The following is a 3,174-nucleotide window of genomic DNA, read 5'->3' as shown; positions in this document are numbered from 1 at the left end:
CCGCCGCTCGCGCGCACAAAGGCGTCAGTCACGGCCCGCACCGCGCGGTTGTTGGGCAGCAGCACCAGCGCCCGCGCGAGCGCCATCGGCTCCTCGCCCGCCTCCCGCCGCAGCCCCGCCACCAGCGAGTCGGCAAAGGCGTGGTGCGAGGGGATGGTGAACAGCCGCGGCAGGCTCTCAGCCATCGGCCAGCCGTGCCTCGGTCTTGGCGATCGCCGCGGGCGTGCCGACGTCGAACCACAGCCCCTCATGCACGGCCCCGAACGCACGCCCCTCGCCGATCGCGCGGTCCCACATCCGATTGGTCGAGAACGGCTCCAGCGGCCAGTCGGCCAGCAGCCGCGGCGACAGGATCTGGACGCCGGTATAGACGAACGGCGCGACCCGCCCGGTCGGCCGCCGCACCAGCCGGCCGGTGCGATCGATCGAGAAATCGCCCTGGCCGCGATGGTTGTGCGCTCGCGCATAGGGCACGAGCAGCAGCAGCGCATCCATCGCCGCATCGTCCCATTGCGAGGCGAGCAGCCGCAGCGCGTCGACCGGTCCGTCGACCCATAGATTATCGGCATTGGCCACGAAGAACGGTGCTTCGCCGAGCAGCCCGCGCGCCTTCACCAACCCGCCGCCAGTCTCCAGCAAGCGGTCGCGCTCATCCGACACGATGATCTCCAGCCCCCGCGCCGCCTGGAGCAGATGCGCCGTCAGCAGGTCGGGAAGATAGTGGACGTTGACTACCGCCCGCGCCACGCCGGCGGCACGCAGCCGATCGAGGACGTGATCGATCAGGGGCCGCCCGGCGACCTCGATCAGCGGCTTGGGGCGGGTCGCCGTCAGCGGCCGCATCCGCTTGCCCAGACCCGCGGCCATCACCATTGCGGTGGTCGGCACGAAGCCGCCCGGCTGCGGCCGATAGGCGCGCGGCCGGCTCATGCTCCGGCGCTGGATGTAAGGATCAGCGGGTCGCCACGTCGTTTCGGCGGCACATTGCCGTCGAACCAGGCCGCGACGGGGGCCAGTGCCGGCTGCGACAGGTCGCGTTCCAGATAGGCCCAGACGCGCGGACACAATGTCGGGTAGCGCAGCTTGCCGTCGCGCCGCCACAGCCGAGTGAAGATGCCGATGATCTTGGCGTTCCGCTGCGCGCCGAGGACGTGATAGGCATCAAGGAAAGCATCGCCGTCGTTGTTTGCTGCGCGGTAGCGGCGCAGCATCGCCTCCTCGATACTCGGCTCGACGCCGCGGCGCGCGTCCTGGAGCAGCGAAACGAGATCATAGGCGGGATGGCCGGCAAGCGCGTCCTGGAAGTCGAGCAGCCCCAGGCTGCGCGCTTCGCCAACCAGCATGAGGTTCTCGGCATGATAGTCGCGCAGCACCGTAACCGGCTCCGCTGCCGTGCATCGGTCGAGCACGGCGTCCCACGCGGCGGTCCAGCCCGGCGCATCGACCTCCAGACCGACCGCCGGACAATACCAGTCTACGAACAGCGCCGCCTCGCGCTGCAGGACCGCGCGGTCGTACGGCTTCAGCGGCCCGGCAGGATGGCGGCGCAGCTCGATCAGCAGGTCGATCGCGCGTTCGTACAGCGTCAGCGCTCCATCCGGCGCGGCATCGGCCGCCTCGCGCATCCGGTCGTCGCCGAAATCCTCCAGCAGGACGAGGCCGGCGGCGGGATCGGCGGCATAGATGGTGGGAGCCGCAAAGCCACGCTCGGTGAGCCAGCCGGCGACGGCCAGGAACAGCCGCGGGTCCTCATGCGGCGGCGGCGCGTCCATCAGCACCGCGGCGCGGCCATCGTGCGTCACCCGGAAATAGCGGCGGAACGAGGCATCACCGGTCAGCGGCACGACGTTCGCCCCCGTCCAGCCGTTCGCGGCGAGAAAGGCGGCAGCGCCGGCGGGGGGCGTCATATCGGCCATCGCTGCGTCCAACCGGGCGGGACCCGCGCTGTCAAGGCGCGGCCCTCGCCGCTGACAGCAAGCGTCAGGGCCAACGCATCGGGCCAGGCACCCTCGCCAGCCCGCTCGGGCCACTCCACCAGCAGCACCGCATCGCGCCGGCTGTCGTCGAGGCCAAGTTCGTCCAGCTCGCGCGAATGCTCGATCCGGTAGAGATCGACGTGCAGCACCGGCAGCCGGGTCTCGGGCGGGGCGTAGGGCTGGACGATCGCGAAGCTCGGGCTCGGAGCCTCGCCAACCAAACCCAGAGCGGCGAGCAATCCACGGGCGATGCTGGTCTTCCCCGCCCCCAACGGACCGGCCAGCGTGATGACGTCACCGACCCGTACGACCGGTGCGAGCGACGCGCCGAACGCGTGGCTCTCCGCCGGATCGGCCAGGATCACGGCAGCCGTCATCGCCGCGGCAGATCAACGGTCATCAGCGTACCCTCACCCGGCTCCGACACCAGCTCGACGGTGCCGCCCTGCGCCTCGACGAACTGTCGCGCGAGCGGCAGGCCGAGGCCCAGCGCGCGTTCGCCGGTCGGCTGGATGCCGGGCTGGGCGAAGCGGTCGAAGGCGTGGGCGACGCTCTCCGCATCCATGCCCGGACCGTTGTCGGAGACGACGATGCGCGCGCGGGTCGCGTTGCCCTCGGCATGGAGCAGGATGCGGCCGCCCTCCGGCGTCGAGGTCACGGAATGGCGCAGCAGGTGCTCGACAGCCTCCTTCAGCCGTCGCGCATCGCCGCTGACCCGGCCGGTCGAGCGCGCCACCTCGACCGCGAAGTCGAGGCGGCGGCGCTTGATCGTCGGCAGCAGCGTCTCGGCGGCGGCGCGCACGGTGGCGGCAAGGTCGACATCGACCCGCTCGGGCGCGGCGGCCTCCTCGGCATGGGTGAGGTCGAGCACGTCGTCGATCAGCAGCCCCAACCGCTCGACCGAGTCCAGGATCGCCTGGACATAGCCGTCGGCCTCCTGGGTCAGCACCCCGGCATAGCCGCCGTGCAGCATCTCGGCGAAACCACTGATCGAGGTCAGCGGCGTGCGCAGCTCGTAGCTCATGTTCGCGACGAACTGCGTCTTTACCCGGTCCGCCGCCTCCAGTGCGTCGGCACGTTCGCGCAACGCCTGCTCCGCGCGGCGGCTGTCGGTGATGTCGAGCATCGTGAACAGCGCGTTGCCGTCGGGCAGCGGCACCCCGGCAAACTCGAAGTGGCGCCCGTCGGCAAAGGCGAC

At 71.0% G+C, this 3,174-nt stretch carries 5 protein-coding genes; all 5 read right to left on the bottom strand.

Translation table 11 applies throughout. The annotated features are described in order from the left end of the window. Positions 1–185, bottom strand: a 185-nt coding sequence (locus tag HUU96_RS13775; RefSeq protein ID WP_174293320.1) for a hypothetical protein, incomplete at its 3' end; no start/stop codon positions are given. Next, positions 178–930, bottom strand: coding sequence for a nucleotidyltransferase family protein (locus tag HUU96_RS13770; protein WP_174293319.1), 753 nt, complete (start codon positions 928–930; stop codon positions 178–180). The genes HUU96_RS13770 and HUU96_RS13775, both read right to left, overlap by 8 nt. Next, the gene (locus HUU96_RS13765; protein ID WP_174293321.1) at positions 927–1,907 is read right to left on the bottom strand and encodes an aminoglycoside phosphotransferase family protein; all 981 of its coding nucleotides are present in this window, start codon (positions 1,905–1,907) and stop codon (positions 927–929) included. Before HUU96_RS13765 ends, HUU96_RS13770 begins: the two co-directional genes overlap by 4 nt. Further along, positions 1,904–2,353 carry a tRNA (adenosine(37)-N6)-threonylcarbamoyltransferase complex ATPase subunit type 1 TsaE gene (gene tsaE / locus HUU96_RS13760; protein ID WP_174293318.1) on the bottom strand — a complete coding sequence of 150 codons (450 nt, stop codon included), beginning with the start codon at positions 2,351–2,353 and terminating at the stop codon, positions 1,904–1,906. Before tsaE ends, HUU96_RS13765 begins: the two co-directional genes overlap by 4 nt. Beyond that, positions 2,350–3,174 (bottom strand): sensor histidine kinase (locus HUU96_RS13755; RefSeq protein ID WP_254605236.1); only part of this gene is annotated, 825 nt, incomplete at its 5' end. The genes HUU96_RS13755 and tsaE, both read right to left, overlap by 4 nt.

This window comes from Sphingomonas bacterium (assembly GCF_903644135.1).
Classification (GTDB): domain Bacteria; phylum Pseudomonadota; class Alphaproteobacteria; order Sphingomonadales; family Sphingomonadaceae; genus Sphingomonas.
The sequence above is the reverse complement of the archived record's forward strand: the minus strand, read 5'-3'. Positions and strand labels throughout refer to the sequence as shown.